The following is a 17,189-nucleotide window of genomic DNA, read 5'->3' as shown; positions in this document are numbered from 1 at the left end:
GGGGTTTGGTCGATCTCCTTCGCTGCCCCGATGCGCCCCCTCACCCGTTCGCGCCGCGGCCGGCGCGGGACTCGGCTCGTCCCTCGCGCGTCCGCCTCCGGCCTGACCGGGTTCCTGCTACGCCGCGCTCGGCTCTAGCGCAGCAGTCCGGCCGCCCGGGCCCAGCGGTACTTGGCGCCGAGGACCGCGACGGGCTTCTCCGTCGTGTACGGGTAGGCGACCACGCCGTGCTCGAACAGGTACTCGCAGGCCTCCTCCACCTCGGTGTCCCCGGCGAGCGAGGCCACGACCGGCTTGACGTTGCCCTTGTCCCGCTCCTCGGCCACCACGCGGGCGATCAGCTCGGCGAAGACCATGGGCGGGGTGACGATCGTGTGCCAGTAGCCGAGCACGAGCGCGTGGATGCGCTCGTCGGCCAGGCCGAGGCGGACGGTGTTCTCGTAGGTCGTGGGCGGCTCGCCGCCGGTGATGTCGATGGGGTTGCCGGCGGCGCCGAACGGCGGGATGTGGGCGCGGAACGCCTCGTCCAGGTCCGGCGGGATGTCCATGAGCGTCAGCCCGGCGTCCACGCAGGCGTCCGACAGGAGCACCCCGGAGCCGCCCGCCCCGGTGATGATGACCACGTTCTCACCCTTGGGCGCGGGCAGCAGCGGCAGGGTCCTGGCGTACTCGAGCATGTCGTTGAGCCCGGGCGCGCGGACCACGCCGGCCTGCTTGAGTATGTCGTCGTAGACCTTGTCGTCGCCGGCCAGGGCGCCGGTGTGGGAGCCGGCTGCCCTGGCGCCCATCGCGGTGCGGCCGGCCTTCAACACGATGACCGGCTTCTCCCTGACGACCCGGCGGGCCGCCTCGACGAAGCCGCGGCCGTCCTTGAGGTCCTCCAGGTGCATGGCGACGGCGCGGGTGTGGTCGTCCTGTTCGAAGAAGGTGAGCAGGTCGTCCTCGTCCACGTCGGCCTTGTTGCCGACGCCGACGATGGCCGACACGCCCATCCGGGTGGTGCGGCTGAAGCCCAGGATGGCCATGCCGATGCCGCCGCTCTGCGAGGTCAGCGCGACCCCGCCCTTGACGTCGTAGGGGGTGCAGAAGGTCGCGCAGAGGTTGGCGGGCGTGTAGTAGTAGCCGTAGATGTTGGGGCCGAGCACGCGCACGCCGTGCCGTCTGGCGATCTCGACGATCTCGCGCTGGCCCTCGGCGTTTCCGGTCTCGGCGAAGCCCGACGGGATCATGATGGCGCCGGCGGCGCCCTTGCGCCCCACCTCCTCCAGTGCCGGGGCGACGAACTTCGCGGGGATGGCGAAGACCGCCACGTCCACGTCGTAGGGCACGTCGGCGACGCTCCGGTAGGCGGGCAGCCCCATGATCTCGGAGGCCTTGGGATTGATCGGGAAGATCTGGCCCTGGAAGCCGCCGTTGATGAGGTTGCGCATGACCGAGTTGCCGATCTTGCCGGTCTCGGCGGACGCGCCGATCACGGCGACCGAGCGCGGCCGGAAGATGCGGGTCATCTGCCGGAGGATCTCCTCGCGGGAGGGCCGCTCGGGCTCGGGCGCCGGCTCGCCGACGATGATCCGCACGTCGGCGGCGACGGCTCCGGCGGCGCTCGCGAAGACGGGGTTGAGGTCCACCTCGGTGATCTCGGGGTGGTCGGCGACGAGCCGGCCGACCCGCTCGATCAGCCCCGCGAGCGCCTCCCGGTTCGCGGGCTCGGCCCCGCGGGCACCACGGAGCACGTCCGCCGCTCTGATGTCGTCCAGCATCGCAAGCGCATCATCACCCGAAACCGGGGCAAGCCGGAAGGTCACATCCTTGAGCACCTCGACCAGCACCCCGCCGAGGCCGAAGGCGACGATCTTGCCGAAGGTGGGGTCGGTGACCGCGCCGACGATGACCTCGTGGCCGCCGCCGACGAGCTGCTGCACCTGCACGCCGTCGATGCGGGCGGCCGCATCGTGGGCGCGGGCGTTGGCGACGACGCGCTCGTAGCCGTCCCTGACCTCCCCCTCCGTCCTCAGCCCGACCAGGACGCCGCCCGCGTCGGTCTTGTGCAGGATGTCGGGCGAGACGATCTTGAGCACCACGGGGAGGCCGATCTCGGCGGCGATCCGGGCCGCCTCGCCGGCCGACGTCGCCAGGCCCTCGCCGGGGGTGGCGATGCCGTACGCCTGGCAGATCCGCCGCCCCTCGGGCGCGGTCAGCGCCGAACGGCCCGCCGCCCGCGCCTTTTCCAGGATCTCCCGGACGCCGTCCATCTCCACGTCCATGACCGCGTCCATTCAGATGACTCCGTTCTGCTTCAGCTCGGCCAGTTCCTCGGCGCCGACGCCGATGGAGGCGTAGATCTCCTGGTTGTGCTCGCCGAGCAGCGGCGGGGTCCGCACCTCGACCGGCGAGTCCGACAGTTGCAGCGGGCTGGCGACGGTGAGGAACTCGCCGCGCTGGGGGTGGTCGACGGTGACGACGATGCCCTCCTGGCGCAGGCTCTCGTCCTCGGCGAGCTCCTTGGTGGACAGGATGGGCCCGCACGGGATGTTCTCGGCGTTGAGCCGGTCGAGGACGGTCCACTTGTCCTGGCGGATCGTCCACTCCTCGATGAGCTGGAACATCTTGTCCAGCTTGGGCAGCCGGGCCTCGGGCGTGGCCCACTCGGGGTCGTCGGCCAGCTCGGGACGGCCGATGATGGCCGACAGCGGCCGCCAGCCGACCGGCTGGACGATCACGTAGATGTAGTCGTTGGGCCCGCCGGGCGCGCAGCGCACCGCCCAGCCGGGCTGGCCGCCGCCGCTGGCGTTGCCCGAGCGGGGCACCTCGTCGCCGAAGGTCCTGTTGGGGTACTCGCGTAGCGGGCCGTGCGCGAGCCGCTGCTGGTCACGCAGCTTGACCCGGCACAGGTTCAGCACGGCGTGCTGCATGGCCACCTGCACCCGCTGGCCGCGGCCGGTCCGCTCGCGCTGCACCAGGGCGGCCAGGATGCCGGCGACCGCGTGGATGCCGGTGCCGGAGTCGCCGATCTGGGCGCCGGTCGCCAGCGGCGGGCCCTCCTCGAAGCCGGTGGTGGCCATCGAGCCGCCCATCGCCTGGGCGATCACCTCGTACGCCTTGAACGTGGCGTAGCGGCCGGCGCCGAAGCCCTTGATCGAGGCGTAGACCAGGCGCGGGTTGAGCTCCTGGAGGCGCTCCCAGGGGAAGCCCATCCGGTCCACGGCGCCCGGCCCGAAGTTCTCCACCAGCACGTCGGAGCCCTTCACCAGCTCGGTGAAGATCTCCTTGCCGCGCTCGCTCTTCATGTTGAGCGTGATGCTGCGCTTGTTGCAGTTGAGCATCGTGAAGTAGAGGCTGTCGACGTCGGGCACGTCGCGGAGCTGCCGGCGGGTGATGTCGCCGGTGGGGGCCTCCAGCTTGACCACGTCGGCGCCGAGCCAGGCGAGCAGCTGGGTGGCCGACGGGCCGGACTGGACGTGGGTCATGTCGAGGACGCGGACACCTTCGAGAGCCTTCACAGCCACCGCCTGCCTACTTGTACATGGTCTGGTTCATGGTCCCCGGGGCGTACACCTCGGGATCGACCCACACGTTGATGAGCGACGGCTTGCCCGACTCGCGCGCCCGCCGCAGCGCCGGCCCGATCTCGGCCGGGTCGCGCACCTCCTCGCCGTGGCCGCCGAGCAGCTTGGCGAACTCGCCGTAGCGGATGTCGCCGAGGGTGTTGCCGACGCGGGCACGCTCCGCGCCGTACTTGGCGGCCTGGCCGTAGCGGATCTGGTTCATCGAGGAGTTGTTGCCGATGACGCCGATGAACGGCAGGTCGAAGCGGACCATGGTCTCGAAGTCCCAGCCGGTCAGGCTGAAGGCGCCGTCGCCGAACAGGCAGAGCACCTCCTTGTCGCGGCGAGCCTGCTTGGCGGCCATCGCGAAGGCCATGCCGACGCCGAGCGTGCCGAGTGGGCCCGGGTCCATCCAGTGGCCGGGCGACTTGGGCTGGACGACCTGGCCGGAGAAGGTGACGATGTCGCCGCCGTCGCCGATGTAGATGGTGTCCTCGGTGAGGAACTCGTTGATCTCGTGCACGAGCCGGTACGGGTCGATCGGCCGGGCGTCGGACAGCTGGCGCGGCAGGCGCTTGTCGTACGCCTTGGCCTCGACCGCGCGCAACTCGTCGAGCCACTCCTTGCGCCTGGCCGCCGCGCCGTCGAGCCGGCCGCTCGCGGCCTGGGCCGCCGCCGACAGGATGAGGCCGGCGTCGCCGACGATCCCGAGGTCGATGTCGCGGTTCTTGCCGACGGTGCGGTAGTCGAGGTCGATCTGGACGACCGTGGCCGACGGTGACAGGCGCTTGCCGTAGCCCATCCGGAAGTCGAACGGCGTGCCGACGATGATGATGAGGTCGGCCTCGGTGAAGGCGTGCCGCCGGGAGAGCTGGAAGTGGTGCGGGTCGCCCGGCGGGAGGGTGCCGCGGCCGGAGCCGTTCATGTAGGCCGGCACGTTGAGCGCGCGGACGAAGTCGATGGCGGCGTCGGTCGCGCGGCAGGTCCAGACCTGGCTGCCGAGCAGCACGCACGGCTTCTCCGCGTGCGCGAGCAGGTCGGCCAGCCGCTCGATCGCCTCGGGGTCGCCCTGCTGGCGCGTCGAGGCGCGGTAGTGGCCGGCCTTGGGGATGCGCGCCCTGTCCAGCGGCACCTTCGCGTCGAGCACGTCGCGCGGGATCTCCAGGAACGACGGGCCGGGCGCGCCGTGGTAGCACTCCCGGAACGCCATCGAGACGATGTCGGCCACCCGCTCGGTGCTGGGCACCGTCGCGGCGAACTTGGTGATCGGCGTCATCATGTCGACGTGCGGCAGGTCCTGCAGCGAGCCCATCTTGTGCTGGCTGAGCGCGCCCTGCCCGCCGATGAGCAGCATCGGGCTCTCCGCGCGGAAGGCGTTGGCCACGCCGGTGACCGCGTCGGTGGTGCCCGGCCCGGCCGTGACCACGGCGCAGCCGGGCCTGCCGGTGATGCGGGCGTGGCCGTCGGCCGCGTGGGCGGCCACCTGTTCGTGGCGTACGTCGATGACCTCGATGCCCTCGTCGACACAACCGTCGTAGATGTCGATGATGTGGCCGCCGCAGAGCGTGTAGATCACGTCCACGCCCTCGGCCTTGAGTGCCTTGGCCACAAGATGTCCGCCAGAGATCGTTTCTGACATGCGTGCCAACCTCTCCCGACGCTGTCTTCCGCATACTGCATACCGTATGAGGCCAATGGTTACCCCGCCGCGCGGGGCCTGTCTAGCCCCTTCCGGGCAACTCGATCAGCTCGACCGGCTCGCCGCGCCACCCCGGAGGCACCACGGCCAGCGCGTCCGCCAGCGCCGCGCCCCACAGCGAACCCGGCCGGTCGTGTCCCACGGGCACCGCCTGGTCGCCCCGCCTGCGCACGGCGACCAGGCGGGTGTCCTCGGGGTGCGGGCGGACGGCCGCCAGGGTGCCCGCGCTTCCCGCCCGGGTGGCCCCGGTCAGGGTGCGCAGGATCGGGACGAGGAGGGTCAGCGCGGCGCCGAGGGCCGCGTACGGGTTGCCGGGCAGGCCCACGACGAGGGTGCCGCACCGCAGGCGGGCGAGGAGCTGCGGGTGGCCGGGGCGCACGGCGACCCCGTCGACCAGCACTTCGGCCCCGAGCCGGTCGAGCACGGCACGCAGGTGGTCGGCGGGCCCCTTCGACGACGCCCCGCACACGACCACCACCCGCACGGCACCCGCCCGGGCCCACGGCGGCGGGGGCGGCAGTCGCGGGTCCGCGCGGCCCACGTGGGACGGCGGCGAGGGCGGTGCCGTCCGTCCGGGGCGGGGTGGTTCCAGGCGCGCGGGCGGGGACAGGGCCCGCAGGAGGGGCTCCTGGCCGTCGGGGAGGTGGTCGCTCGCCACGACCCGGCCACCGGCCCACTCCACCAGGCCCGGCAGGAACGGCCCGATGGCGTCGCGCACCCGTCCCGGCCCCGGCACTCCTTCGTGCACCACCTCGTCACCGGTGACCAGCACGGACACCGCCGGCCGGGGCCGTACGGGCAAGGTGTCGTGCCCGAGTCCGGCGGCCAGCGCGAGCACCACGGGCGTCACCGCGACCCCGGCCTCCAGCACCACCGCGCCCTCGGCGACGTCCTCACCGCGCCGCCGCACATGCCGCCCCGCCTCCAGCGGCCCCCTCCCCCACACCCACTCCGGCGACGGCGCCCCACCCCTCTCCCCCGCCCAGCCGTCACGGCCGGGATCGGGTGACGACGCGGGACCGGGCGCGGAGGGGGAGGCGCAGGTGGGGGCGCCGGGCCGGACCAGGGCGTCCTCGTGGCGGAGCACCGCCGACGTGCCGTCCGGGACGGGGGCGCCGGTCGCGATCTCCACCGCCTCACCGGCCCGCAGCGGGCACCCGTACGGCCGGCCGCCCGCGAGGACGCGCCCGACCACCCGCCACGGCGGCTCTCCCCCCACCGCGTACCCGTCCATGGCCGCCACGTCCGCGCCGGGCACCGCCACCGACGCCCGGAGCGGCAGCGCCAGACGGCACCCCAGCGCCTCGACCAGCGGCACCACGACCGGCGCACCGGGAACACTCCTTCCCCCGGCATCCGGGCCCTGCACCGGCGAGCCCCCGATGGGCACGTCCGGGGAGTGCGGCGGAGGCGCGTTCCCCACGATCAGGGCCCGGGCGGCGGCCACGGCGATCCGGCGGGCCTCCTCCCACGCCACTCCGCGACAGCTCGGCCGGCCTCCGGCGCCGCCGTGCGAGTGCGGGTGGTGGTGGGGCTTCACAGGCATGGGCCGCTCCCTTGACCGGTAATTTTCCATACTGTATACCGAATGCACATACGACGCGAGAGCGGAGCGGAGCATGAAGGTCGCTGTTCTTGGCGCCGGCGCCATAGGCGCGTACGTGGGGGCCGCCCTGCACCGGGCAGGGGTCGAGGTGCACCTCATCGCGAGGGGCGCGCACCTCGCGGCCATCCGGGAGTCCGGTGTGCGGGTGCTGAGCCCACGGGGCGACTTCACCGCCCACCCCAACGCGACCGCCGACCCTCGCGAGGTCGGCCCGGTCGATCACGTCTTCCTGGGACTCAAGGCCAACGCTTACGCGGCGGCCGGACCGATGGTCGGACCGCTGCTGCACGAGTCCACGAGCATCATCGCCGCACAGAACGGCATCCCGTGGTGGTACTTCCACGGACTCGACGGCCCCTACCGGGGCCACCGGATCGAGAGCGTGGACCCGGGCGGCGCGGTGACGGCGGCGCTGCCGCTGGAGCGGGCGGTCGGCTGCGTGGTCTACGCGGCCACCGAGATCGAGGCACCCGGCGTGATCCGCCACCTGGAGGGCACCCGGTTCTCGATCGGCGAGCCCGACGGGCGGCTGTCGGCCCGGTGCGGGGCCTTCAGCGAGGCGGCCGTGGCGGGCGGCCTGAAGTGCCCGGTGGAGCACGACCTGCGCCGTGACATCTGGATCAAGCTCATGGGCAACATCGCGTTCAACCCGATCAGCGCGCTGGCCCGGGCCACGATGGCCGGGATCTGCCGCCACGACGGCGCACGGGAGCTGGTCGTGGCCATGATGCGCGAGACGCTCCAGGTGGCCAGGAGCGTCGGCTGCGATCCCGGCGTCTCGATCGAGCGCCGCCTGCGGGGCGCCGAACGGGCGGGCGAGCACCGGACGTCCACCCTCCAGGACCTGGAGAAGGGCAAGCCGATGGAGCTGGACGTGCTGCTGGCGGCGGTCGTGGAGCTCGCCGACCTGACGGGCACGAACGTGCCCACCCTGCGGGCGATCCACGCGGTGAGCGACCTGCTCAACGAGAACCTTGTCCGCGCGAGCTAACAGGCATACCGTAGGCTGTATACAGAATGGAGGGATCATGAGCTATGACCGCCTGACCCGTCCACTGGTGCGTGAGAACGGGGTGCTGCGGCCCGCGACCTGGGACGAGGCCCTGGACCGGGCCGCCGAGGGATTTCGCCGCAACATCGCCCGGCACGGGCCCGACTGCTTCGCCATGCTGTCGTGCGCCCGTTCGACGAACGAGATGAACTACGTCGGGCAGAAGTTCACCCGCGTGGTGATCGGCACCAACAACGTGGACTCGTGCAACCGCACCTGTCACGCGCCGAGCGTCGCCGGGCTGTCGGCGGTGTTCGGCAGCGGCGGCGGGACGTCCTCCTACCAGGAGGTGGAGGACACCGACGTGATCGTGATGTGGGGGTCGGCGGCGCGCAACGCCCACCCGATCTTCTTCCACCATGTGCTGAAGGGGCTGCGCAACGGCGCCCGGATGTTCGCGGTGGACCCGCGCCGCACCGGCACCGCCCAGTGGGCCGACCTGTGGCTGGGGCTGAACGTGGGCACCGACATCCCGCTGGCCCACGCCGTGGCCCGGGAGATCATCCACGCCGGGCTGCACAACGAGGCGTTCATCGCGCGGGCGACCAGCGGGTTCGCCGAGTTCCGGGCGGCGGTGGAGCCGTGGACGCTGACCGCCGCCGAACAGGTGACCGGCGTGCCGGCCACGGCCATCCGCGAGCTGGCCCACGCCTACGCCCGCGCCGACCGGGCCCAGCTCTGCTGGACCCTCGGCATCACCGAGCACCACAACGCCACCGACAACGTCCGCGCGCTGATCAACCTGGCGCTGCTGACGGGCCACGTGGGCCGCTACGGCTCGGGCCTGTCGCCGCTGCGCGGCCAGAACAACGTGCAGGGCGGCGGCGACATGGGCGCCATCCCCAACCGCCTGCCGGGCTTCCAGGACATCCTCGACACCGAGGTGCGCGCCCGGTTCGAGGGCGTGTGGCGGGTGCCGATCCAGCCCCGGTACGGGCGCAACCTGACCCAGATGCTGGAGGGCATGGCCGAGGGCGAGGTCACCACCTGCTACCTCATCGGCGAGAACCCGGTCCAGTCCGAGGCCGACTCGCTGGCCTGCGTCAAGCGCCTGTCGATGCTCGACCACCTGGTGGTCCAGGACATCTTCCTCACCAAGACCGCGCAGATGGCCGACGTGGTGCTGCCGGCCAGCGCCGCCTGGTGCGAGGCCGAGGGCACGTTCACCAACAGCGAGCGGCGGGTGCAGCGGGTGCGCCGGGCCCTCGACCCGCCGGGCGAGGCGCGCGACGACATCGAGATCCTGTGCGAGCTGGCGCGCCGGCTCGGCCACGACTGGCACTACGACGGCGCCGAGGAGGTCTGGGATGAGCTGCGCCGCCTGTCTCCCGCGCACGCCGGGATGACGTACCGGCGGCTGGAGGACCTGCAGGGCATCCAGTGGCCGTGCCCGTCGGAGGACTCGGTCGAGCCGCCCTACCTGCACGGGCGGCTGTGGGAGAGCGACCCGGTCAGGCGCGGCCGGCCGGCCCCGTTCGCGGTCATCCCGCACCGGCCGCCGGTGGACCTGCTGGACGAGGAGTACCCGCTGCGGCTGACGACCGGCCGCCGGCTCGACTCGTACAACACCGGAGTGCAGTCGTCGGGCTTCGCCTCGCCGCTGCGCCGGGGGGAGACCATCGAGATGTGCCCGGAGGACGCCGCGCGGCTCGGCCTGGTCGCCGGCGAGGAGGTGCGGATCACCTCGCGGCGCGGCTCGGTCGTCGCCCCGGTCTACGTGGACCCGGCGCTGCGGCCGGGACTGGTCTTCATGACCATGCACTTCCCGGACGAGGTGGACACCAACGCGCTCACCATCGAGGCGACCTGCCCGATCGCGGGCACGGCCGAGTTCAAGGCGGCGGCCGTGCGGGTCGAGAGGCTCGTCCCGCAGCCCGCCCCGCAGCCGTCCCTGCGGTCCGCTCCGCAGCCCGTACAGGCCGGGTGACGCCGTGGACCTGCGATTCCGCGACGTCGAGCCGACCGAGGAGGAGCGCGCGGCGGTCGACGCGCTCCTCGGCCCGCCCGCCAGCGCCTGGGAGGGCGGCCCGCGCACGGACGCCGACCTGCGCGTCGCCGCCCGCGCCGAGCGGTCCCGCGACCTGCTGCTGCCCGCGCTGCACGCGGTCAACGACCGGGTGGGCTGGGTCAGCGAGGGCGCGCTCGACTACATCTGCCGCCGCCTCACCGTTCCACCCGCCGAGGCGTACGGCGTGGCGTCGTTCTACTCGCTGCTGTCGCTGGAGCCGCGCCCCGCGCGGGTGCTGCACGTCTGCACCGACCTGGCCTGCCAGGCGCGGGGCGGCGACGAGGTGCGGCGGCGTGTCGAGGAACGGCTCGGCCCGCCGGGCGAGGGCTGGCAGCCGAGCCCGTGCCTCGGGCTGTGCGAGCGCGCCCCGGCGGCGCTCGCCCTGGAGGCGGGCGAGACCCCGCGCGCGACGGTCTACGGCCCGGCCACGGCGGCCGAACCGGCGGCGCACGACGAGACGGACGGGCCGGTGACGGACGGGCCGGTAACGGACGGGCCGGTAACGGACGGGCCAGTGGCGAGCGGGCCAGTGGCGAGCGGGCCGGTGACGGGCTGGCGCGACGAGGAGACGTGTGAGCCGGCGGCGGAGGCGGCCGTGCCGCAGGCCGGGCGGCCGGAGCTGGTGCTGCTGCGCCGGATCGGCGTGGTGGACCCGGCCAGCCTGGACGACTACCGGGCGCACGGCGGGTACGCGGCGCTGCGCCGGGCCCTGCGCCTCGGGCCGGCCGGCGTGATCCGGGAGGTGCTGGAGTCGGGCCTGGTGGGCCGGGGCGGCGCCGCGTTCCCGACCGGCCGCAAGTGGGACGCCACGGCCCGCCGGCCCGACCACCCCCACTACCTGGTGTGCAACGCCGACGAGAGCGAGCCCGGCACGTTCAAGGACCGGGTGCTCATGGAGGGCGACCCGTACGCGCTGGTCGAGGCCATGACGGTCGCGGCCTACGCCACCGGGTGCGCCAAGGGCTACCTCTACATCAGGGGCGAGTACCCGCGGGCCACCCGCCGGCTGGAACACGCCATCGCCACGGCCCGCGCCAGGGGCCTGCTCGGCGGCGACATCCTCGGCCACGGCTTCTCGTTCGACATCGAGCTGCGGCGCGGCGCGGGCGCGTACATCTGCGGCGAGGAGACCGCGATCTTCAACTCGATCGAGGGGTACCGGGGCGAGCCGCGCAGCAAGCCGCCGTTCCCGGTGGAGAAGGGCCTGTTCGGCAAGCCGACGGTGGTCAACAACGTCGAGACGCTGGTCAACGTGCTGCCGATCCTGGAGCACGGCGCCCAGGCGTACGCGGCCGTGGGCACGAAGGAGTCCACGGGCACCAAGCTGTTCTGCGTGTCCGGCACGGTGGACAAGCCGGGCGTGTACGAGCTGCCGTTCGGGGCGACGCTGCGGGACCTGCTGGACCTCGCCCGGCCGGTGGGCACGCTGCGGGCGGTGCTGCTCGGCGGCGCGGCCGGCGCGTTCGTGACCGACCCCGACGTCCCGCTGACGTTCGAGGGCACCAGGCAGGCGGGCGCCACGCTCGGGTCCGGCGTGGTGCTCGTCCTGAACGACACCGTGGACCTCAAGGCCATCCTGCTGCGCATCGCGGAGTTCTTCCGCGACGAGTCCTGCGGCCAGTGCGTGCCGTGCCGCGTCGGCACCGTACGCCAGGAGGAGGCCCTGCACCGGCTGTCCGGCCGGGTCGACCAGCGCGACCTGCTGCTCCTGCGGGAGGTCGGCCGCACCATGAGGGACGCCTCCATCTGCGGTCTGGGCCAGACGGCCTGGAACGCGGTGGAGTCGGCCATCGACCGTCTGGGGGTGTACTCGTGATCCCGCTCCAACCGCCGCGCAGGCTCGTCGACGTCGAGATCGACGGCGAGACCGTGCGGGTGCCCGAAGACGCCACCGTCCTGGACGCCTGCGCGGCGGCCGGGAAGGACGTGCCGACCCTCTGCCACGGCGACACGCTCACCCCGAAGAACGCCTGCCGGGTCTGCGTGGTCGAGGTGGCGGGCGCGCGGACGCTGGCCCCGGCCTGCTCCAGGAAGGTCGAGGCCGGCATGTCCGTCGGCACGGACACCGAGCGGGCCAGGCACAGCCGCAAGGTGGTGCTGGAGCTGCTCGCCTCGTCCGTGGACCTGTCGACCACGCCGCGCGCCGCCGAGTGGATCGCCGAGTACGGCGCCGAGCCCGGCAGGTTCGGCGAGCAGGCGGCCACGGTCGCGCAGCCGCCCAAGGTGGACAACGACCTGTACGTGCGCGACTACGGCAAGTGCATCCTGTGCTACAAGTGCGTGGACGCCTGCGGCGAGCAGTGGCAGAACACCTTCGCCATCGCGGTGGCGGGCAGGGGGTTCGACGCGACGATCTCCACCGAGTTCGACGCCCCGCTCACCGACTCGGCCTGCGTCTACTGCGGCAACTGCGTCGAGGTGTGCCCCACCGGGGCGCTGTCGTTCAAGTCGGAGTTCGACATGCGCGCCGAGGGCACCTGGGACGAGTCGCGGCAGACGCGGACGACGACGATCTGCAGCTACTGCGGAGTGGGCTGCAACCTGACCCTGCACGTCCAGGAGAACAAGATCGTCAAGGTGACGTCGCCGCACGACAACCCGGTCACCCACGGCAACCTCTGCGTCAAGGGCCGCTTCGGATACGGCTATGTCTAGGGTGCCCCATGTCTGGGGTGCCCCATGTCCAGGGTGCAGCCAATGTCCAGGGTGACCGTGCGGCGGCCGGTGCTGCGCGTCCGGCAGGCCGTGCCCGCGCACCGGATCGACTCGCTGGCCGCCGAGGAGCCGCTGGAGATCAGGGTCGGCGGCGAGCCGCTGACGGTCACCATGCGCACCCCGGGCGACGACTTCGACCTGGCGGCCGGTTTCCTGGTCAGCGAGGGGACGGTCGCCGCGCCCGCCGACATCGTGGCGATCCGCTACTGCGCGGGGGCGACGCGCGAGGGTCTCAACACCTACAACGTCGTGGACGTCACGCTCGCGCCCGGTGTGGCCGCGCCGCGGGCGCGCAACTTCTACACCACCTCCTCCTGCGGCGTCTGCGGCAAGGCGTCGTTGGAGGCGGTGCGGACCGTGGCCCGGTGGGACGTACGGGACGACCCGGTCGAGCTCTCCCTGGAGACGGTCGCCGCCCTGCCGGACCGGCTGCGCGCCGCCCAGCGGGTCTTCGACCGGACCGGCGGGCTGCACGCGGCGGGGCTGTTCACCGCGGCCGGCGAGCCGCTGTGCGTGCGCGAGGACGTCGGCCGGCACAACGCCGTGGACAAGCTACTGGGGTGGGCGCTGCGGACGGGGCGCCTCCCGCTGCGGTCCGCGGTGCTCATGGTCTCCGGCCGCGCCTCGTTCGAGCTGGTGCAGAAGGCCGTCATGGGCGGCGTCCCCGTCCTGGCGGCGGTGTCGGCGCCGTCCTCGCTCGCCGTGGAGCTCGCCGCCGAACGGGGGCTGACGCTGATCGGCTTCCTGCGGGGCGAGTCGATGAACGTCTACACCTGCGACCAGCGCCTGAACGTCACCCCGGGCGGCGGAAACGGCTCTTCCGCCGCGCGTCCTGCGGGGTGATGAGGGGATGTCGACCGGCGTGCCACGCCCCCGGCCGCTGTTCGGCATCCCTCCCCCGTGCCGTCACGAGGGCGGCGAGTAGAGCCACGGGGAGCGCAGGTCGTAGAAGTCCGGCTGCCCCTCGAACAGGCTCATCATCTCCTCGAACGCCTCACGCAGGCGGGGCGGCAGCTCCTTGCGCTCGCCCTGCCTGGCCTCCTCCTCGCTGGTGAAGTACGCCGCGTCGACGTAGGTGCCGTCGTCCTCCACGGCGGCGAGCCCGCCGATCAGGTCGGGCCGCGCCTGGGCGAGGTCCGCCTCACCGGCCCGCATCAGCTCGCGGACCCGGCCGGCGTCGCGGACGCGGCCACGGATCACCTGGACGAACCCGGCGGAGTCGGACCCTCCGCGCAGGTACGGCTCGGCCCGCTCGGAGTCGTGGAAGGAGACCTCCCCGGCGAACAGCTTCGCCGTCTCCATCCACCACTGGTGCTGCTCTGGGCGTTCGGAGTTGGCGCGGGCGGCCTCGCGCGACTCGAACCGCGCGATGTTCACGAACATCCCGTCCTCCGTCACCCCGGCGGTGGTGCCGAGCCAGCCGTGGGCGGCGGGCTGGAGCTCGCGCATCCACTGGTCGAGCGCGTCCCGGATCTCTCCGGCGTCGCCGACCTGCCCCTGTATGACCTGGATGAACATGGCCTCTCCCCTCCGGGTGGTGCTGCCTCCCTCCACGCTAGGAACGGCCGGCCGTACGGTCGATCTCCGGCGGGCCAAGACCTCGTCGCGGCCCGTTGACCCGCGCGGGATGGTGGGGAGCGGGCCGGCGAGCATAGTGTCTTCATATGTAGATGACGTCTATGTTTCGAGCAGCTCTGCTCGCCACTTGGTAGGGTGTCAACCGTCGAAGCCCACGTGCCCGGAGCGGATGAGATGCGATGACCCTTCCTGTTGACGCCGCGGACGGCGGAGCGCAGAGCGGTGTCCGGGGGGTGAAGTCCGCCGCGCGCACGGTGGAGTTGCTGGAGCTGCTCGCCTCACGCCAGAACCGCCCGGCCCGGCTGCGCGAGCTCAGCGAGGCGCTCGGCGCGCCGCGGAGCAGCGTCTACGCGCTCATCCGGACGCTCGCCGAGCACGGCTGGGTGCGCACCGACGCCACGGGCACGCTCTACAGCATCGGCATCCGCGCCCTGCTCGCCGGCACGACGTACCTCGACACCGACCCCTACCTGCGCATCGTCCAGCCGCACATCAACGACCTCAGCGCGCTGCTCGACGAGACGATCCACTTCGGCCGCCTCGACCGGGACGACATCGTCTACCTGGCGACGAAGGAGTCCAGCCAGTACCTCCGCCCGTTCAGCCGGGTGGGGCGCAGGCTGCCGGCGTTCAGCACCGCCATGGGCAAGGCGCTGCTGGCCGAGCGGCTCGGCACGGACATGGAGGTGCCCGTCCCCGAGCGGCTCACCCCGCTCACCCCCCACACCATCGTGGACCGCGACGCCCTGGTCGCCGACCTGCGGCAGGCTCGCGAGCGCGGCTACGCCACCGACGACGAGGAGAACTACGAGGGCGTGGCGTGCTTCGGCTTCGCCCTGCGCTACAGCCGCCCGGCGACCGACGCGATCAGCTGTTCGGTGCCGGTCGCGAACCTCACCCCCGAGCGGTCCCGCGAGATCGTCGAGGCGATGGAGCGCACGCGGCTGGCCATCGAGCGGATGGCTCCGGTCGATCTGTCCGCCGAGTTCTGAGGTGGACGCCGCCTCCACGGGCCTGCTGCTCCTGGCCGGGATCGCCTCCGGACTGGCCGGCTCGGTCGCCGGACTGGCCTCGCTGTTCAGCTATCCGGCGCTGCTGGCCGTCGGGCTGCCGCCGATCGTCGCGAACGTCACCAACACGGTGGCCATGTTCTCGACCACGGTCGGCGCCGCCGCGGGCTCGCGCGCCGAGCTGCGCGGCCAGCGGGTGCGCGTCGCCAAGCTGGTCGTCCTCGCCGCCGTGGGCGGCTCACTTGGGGCGTGGTTGCTGCTGAGCACCCCGGCCTCGGCGTTCGAGCTCGTCGTCCCGTGGCTCATCGCGCTCGGCTCGGTGCTCCTGCTCGTCCGCGATCCGCTCCGGCGGTTCGCCGACCGGCGCGCCGCCGCCGCCTCGGTCTCCGCCGCCGCCGGCCGGGCTCGCGGGAGCCTGCCTCTGGCGGCGACGGTCGTGCTGGTCGGCCTGTACGGCGGCTACTTCGGCGCGGCGGCGGGCGTGCTCATGCTGGCCGTGCTGGCGGCCTCGGCGACCGAGCCGCTGCCGGTGACCAACGCCGTCAAGAACATCGCCACCGGTGCCGCGAACATCACCGCCGCCGTCGCCTACGCCTTCCTCGCCCCCGTGCACTGGCCGGCCGCGGGCGCGCTCGCGGTCGGCTGCCTGGCGGGAAGCTGGGTCGGTCCCGCCGTCGTGCGGCGGCTGCCGGAGAAGCCGCTGCGCTTCGCCATCGCGCTCGCGGGTCTCGGGCTCGCCCTGCATCTCTGGCTGTCCGCCGTGAGCTAGCCCGTGAGTTGTATGACGACAGGGCGGGTCATACGATGACTCGTATGACGACTCCCTCCGACCGCATCGCCTGGGTCCGGCTCTCCTCCGTCTACCTGCCTCTCGGCACCCCCGTCAGCGACGCCAAGGTGCTCACCGGCCGGCAGCGGCCGATGACCGAGATCGCGTTCCTGTTCGCCGAGATCGGCGCCGAGAGCGGTCACCGGGGGTTCGGCTTCGGCTACTCCAAGCGCGCCGGAGGGCCCGGCCAGTACGCGCACGCCCGCGAGATCGCGCCCGACCTGCTCGGCGAGGACCCCAGCGACATCGCCCGCCTGTGGGACAAGCTCGTCTGGGCCGGCGCGTCCGTCGGCCGCAGCGGCCTGTCGACCCAGGCCATCGCGGCGCTCGACATCGCCCTGTGGGACCTCAAGGCCAGGCGGGCGGGCCTGCCCCTGGCCAAGCTGCTCGGCGCCCACCGCGACTCGGTCCGCTGCTACAACACCTCGGGCGGCTTCCTGCACACCCCGATCGAGCAGGTCCTCGACAACGCGAGCGCGGCCGTGGAGCGCGGCATCGGCGGCATCAAGCTCAAGGTCGGCCACCCCGACGCCAAGGTCGACCTCGCCCGGGTGTCGGCGGTGCGCGAGCACCTCGGAGACGGCGTCCCGCTCATGGTGGACGCCAACCAGCAGTGGGACCGGCCCACCGCCCAGCGGCTCGGCCGGGCGCTGGAGCCGTACGGGCTGGTGTGGATCGAGGAGCCGCTCGACGCCTACGACGCCGCCGGGCACGCGGCGCTCGCGGCGTCCCTCGACACGCCGATCGCGACCGGCGAGATGCTCACCAGCGTCGGCGAGCACGCCGAGCTGATCCGCCTGGGCGCCGCGGACGTCATCCAGCCCGACGCGCCCCGGATCGGCGGCATCACGCCGTTCCTGCGGCTGGCGGCGCTGGCCGAGCACAGCCGTCTGCAACTCGCGCCGCACTTCGCCATGGAGATCCACGTGCACCTGGCCGCCGCGTACGGGCTGGAGCCGTGGGTGGAGCACTTCGAGTGGCTGGAGCCGCTGTTCGAGGAGCGGCTGGAGATCCGCGACGGCCGGATGCTCGTGCCGTCCCGGCCCGGCCTCGGCGTCACCCCGAGCGAGCAGGCCGCCAGGTGGACGGCCGACCAGTGCGAGTTCGGCTCCCGCTGACGGCGGACCCAAACACCACAGGCCGAAACA

The 17,189-nt window shown here is 73.0% G+C and carries 13 protein-coding genes; 8 read left to right on the top strand and 5 right to left on the bottom strand.

Annotation, left to right across the window (positions count from 1 at the left end; all coding sequences use genetic code 11):
- Positions 1-134: 134 nt before the first annotated feature.
- The 4 genes from FHU36_RS42775 to FHU36_RS42760 all read right to left on the bottom strand — a co-directional run bounded on the left by FHU36_RS42775 (position 135) and on the right by FHU36_RS42760 (position 6,790).
- Positions 135-2,276: an acetate--CoA ligase family protein gene (locus FHU36_RS42775; protein ID WP_246503373.1), complete on the bottom strand. Its 2,142-nt coding sequence runs from the start codon at positions 2,274-2,276 to the stop codon at positions 135-137.
- Positions 2,277-3,506, bottom strand: coding sequence for a formyl-CoA transferase (frc, locus tag FHU36_RS42770; RefSeq protein WP_185089877.1), 1,230 nt, complete (start codon positions 3,504-3,506; stop codon positions 2,277-2,279).
- A 7-nt stretch (positions 3,507-3,513) separates the two neighbouring features.
- Positions 3,514-5,184: a thiamine pyrophosphate-binding protein gene (locus tag FHU36_RS42765; protein WP_185089876.1), complete on the bottom strand. Its 1,671-nt coding sequence runs from the start codon at positions 5,182-5,184 to the stop codon at positions 3,514-3,516.
- 82 nt (positions 5,185-5,266) lie between these two features.
- Complete coding sequence (locus tag FHU36_RS42760; protein ID WP_185089875.1) at positions 5,267-6,790, bottom strand: molybdopterin molybdotransferase MoeA; 1,524 nt, start codon at positions 6,788-6,790, stop codon at positions 5,267-5,269.
- Between the two features lie 73 nt (positions 6,791-6,863).
- Here FHU36_RS42760 and FHU36_RS42755 point away from each other — a divergent pair, with 73 nt between their 5' ends.
- Genes FHU36_RS42755 through fdhD form a run of 5 tightly spaced genes read left to right on the top strand, consistent with a single transcriptional unit; the run spans position 6,864 to position 13,467 of the window.
- Positions 6,864-7,841 (top strand): 2-dehydropantoate 2-reductase, encoded by a 978-nt coding sequence (locus FHU36_RS42755; RefSeq protein WP_185089874.1) that lies wholly within the window; start codon positions 6,864-6,866, stop codon positions 7,839-7,841.
- 37 nt (positions 7,842-7,878) lie between these two features.
- On the top strand, positions 7,879-9,828 hold the full coding sequence (locus tag FHU36_RS42750; RefSeq protein WP_185089873.1) for a molybdopterin oxidoreductase family protein: 1,950 nt from the start codon (positions 7,879-7,881) through the stop codon (positions 9,826-9,828).
- 4 nt (positions 9,829-9,832) lie between these two features.
- Positions 9,833-11,725, top strand: a complete 1,893-nt coding sequence (locus FHU36_RS42745; RefSeq protein WP_185089872.1) for an NAD(P)H-dependent oxidoreductase subunit E — start codon at positions 9,833-9,835, stop codon at positions 11,723-11,725.
- Entirely contained in the window at positions 11,725-12,564 is an 840-nt protein-coding gene (locus tag FHU36_RS42740; protein ID WP_312892253.1) for a 2Fe-2S iron-sulfur cluster-binding protein, read from the top strand. The genes FHU36_RS42745 and FHU36_RS42740 overlap by 1 nt, the downstream gene beginning before the upstream one ends.
- Before the next feature lie 42 nt (positions 12,565-12,606).
- Positions 12,607-13,467, top strand: a complete 861-nt coding sequence (fdhD, locus tag FHU36_RS42735) for a formate dehydrogenase accessory sulfurtransferase FdhD (protein ID WP_185089871.1) — start codon at positions 12,607-12,609, stop codon at positions 13,465-13,467.
- 63 nt (positions 13,468-13,530) lie between these two features.
- Here the strand turns inward: fdhD and FHU36_RS42730 are convergent, their stop codons facing one another.
- Positions 13,531-14,142, bottom strand: coding sequence for a hypothetical protein (locus tag FHU36_RS42730; RefSeq protein WP_185089870.1), 612 nt, complete (start codon positions 14,140-14,142; stop codon positions 13,531-13,533).
- A 239-nt stretch (positions 14,143-14,381) separates the two neighbouring features.
- On the opposite strand from FHU36_RS42730, the gene FHU36_RS42725 reads away from it, so the two are divergent.
- The 3 genes from FHU36_RS42725 to FHU36_RS42715 are packed head-to-tail and all read left to right on the top strand — an operon-like array spanning position 14,382 to position 17,159.
- On the top strand, positions 14,382-15,194 hold the full coding sequence (locus tag FHU36_RS42725) for an IclR family transcriptional regulator (RefSeq protein WP_185089869.1): 813 nt from the start codon (positions 14,382-14,384) through the stop codon (positions 15,192-15,194).
- Between the two features lies 1 nt (position 15,195).
- A complete protein-coding gene (locus tag FHU36_RS42720; protein ID WP_185089868.1) occupies positions 15,196-15,981 on the top strand; it encodes a sulfite exporter TauE/SafE family protein in 786 nt (261 codons plus the stop codon).
- 44 nt (positions 15,982-16,025) lie between these two features.
- The gene (locus FHU36_RS42715; protein WP_185089867.1) at positions 16,026-17,159 is read left to right on the top strand and encodes an L-talarate/galactarate dehydratase; all 1,134 of its coding nucleotides are present in this window, start codon (positions 16,026-16,028) and stop codon (positions 17,157-17,159) included.
- The last annotated feature ends 30 nt before the right edge of the window (positions 17,160-17,189 follow it).

Origin of the sequence: Nonomuraea muscovyensis, assembly GCF_014207745.1 — a bacterium.
GTDB classification, from domain to species: Bacteria; Actinomycetota; Actinomycetes; order Streptosporangiales; family Streptosporangiaceae; genus Nonomuraea; species Nonomuraea muscovyensis.
Note: the sequence above shows the minus strand (reverse complement) of the source record. Positions and strands in the feature narration are given on the sequence as shown.

What these genes read in the sequence shown, in the direction of transcription:
- FHU36_RS42730 (WP_185089870.1), bottom strand. Translation starts at nt 14,142, where the DNA reads ATGTTCATCCAGGTCATACAGGGGCAGGTCGGCGACGCCGGAGAGATC.
- fdhD (WP_185089871.1), top strand. Translation starts at nt 12,607, where the DNA reads ATGTCCAGGGTGACCGTGCGGCGGCCGGTGCTGCGCGTCCGGCAGGCC.
- FHU36_RS42715 (WP_185089867.1), top strand. Translation starts at nt 16,026, where the DNA reads ATGACGACTCCCTCCGACCGCATCGCCTGGGTCCGGCTCTCCTCCGTC.
- FHU36_RS42760 (WP_185089875.1), bottom strand. Translation starts at nt 6,790, where the DNA reads ATGCCTGTGAAGCCCCACCACCACCCGCACTCGCACGGCGGCGCCGGA.
- FHU36_RS42775 (WP_246503373.1), bottom strand. Translation starts at nt 2,276, where the DNA reads ATGGACGCGGTCATGGACGTGGAGATGGACGGCGTCCGGGAGATCCTG.
- FHU36_RS42765 (WP_185089876.1), bottom strand. Translation starts at nt 5,184, where the DNA reads ATGTCAGAAACGATCTCTGGCGGACATCTTGTGGCCAAGGCACTCAAG.
- FHU36_RS42750 (WP_185089873.1), top strand. Translation starts at nt 7,879, where the DNA reads ATGAGCTATGACCGCCTGACCCGTCCACTGGTGCGTGAGAACGGGGTG.
- FHU36_RS42725 (WP_185089869.1), top strand. Translation starts at nt 14,382, where the DNA reads ATGACCCTTCCTGTTGACGCCGCGGACGGCGGAGCGCAGAGCGGTGTC.
- FHU36_RS42755 (WP_185089874.1), top strand. Translation starts at nt 6,864, where the DNA reads ATGAAGGTCGCTGTTCTTGGCGCCGGCGCCATAGGCGCGTACGTGGGG.